This is a genomic window from Micromonospora sp. CV4 (genome assembly GCF_003667455.1).
Classification (GTDB): domain Bacteria; phylum Actinomycetota; class Actinomycetes; order Mycobacteriales; family Micromonosporaceae; genus Micromonospora.
Map to the genome: position 1 here is coordinate 1 of NZ_RCVI01000039.1, position 534 is coordinate 534.

At 67.4% G+C, this 534-nt stretch carries 1 protein-coding gene; it reads left to right on the plus strand.

Going from position 1 to position 534, the window contains the following annotated elements; all coding sequences use genetic code 11:
* Window positions 1-40: 40 nt before the first annotated feature.
* Complete coding sequence (locus EAD98_RS00185) at window positions 41-439, plus strand: NUDIX domain-containing protein (protein WP_121652106.1); 399 nt, start codon at window positions 41-43, stop codon at window positions 437-439.
* Window positions 440-534 lie beyond the last annotated feature (95 nt).

Below are 534 nucleotides of genomic sequence, written 5' to 3' on the forward strand. Positions count from 1 at the left end.
ACGTGCTCGACGGCCGCAGCTTCAACCCGATCGGCTGAGCATGACCGTCATCGACAAGGTCGCCTGGATCCGGTTGGAGAACGGCGCGATCCTCAGTTCCCGCTCCCGCGGCAAGGACGTCTACTACCTCCCAGGCGGAAAGCGCGAGCCCGGCGAGAGCGATCTCGACACCCTCAGCCGCGAGATCCGCGAGGAACTCAGCGTCACCATCGTCGCCGACAGCGCCGAGCACCTGGGGACCTTCCACGCCCAGGCGCACGGGCACCCGGCCGGCACGACCGTGCGGATGACCTGTTACACCGCCGACTACCGGGGCGCCCTCCAGCCGGACAGCGAGATCGAGGAGATCGCCTGGCTCACCTACCGCGACCGCGACCGCGTCTCTCCGGTCGACCAACTCATCTTCGACCATCTTCAGGGGACGTCCCGCCTCCGCTGACGGGCAGGCACTTCCCGCGACGTTTCGTGTCGAACACGAGCTCGCAATACACCGACCGACGGCGAACGGACCTCGCGTGGCGGTGGATGGAAGGA

Bases quoted from the DNA above. Each gene is read 5' to 3' on its own strand.
- EAD98_RS00185 (WP_121652106.1), top strand. From the start codon at position 41: ATGACCGTCATCGACAAGGTCGCCTGGATCCGGTTGGAGAACGGCGCG.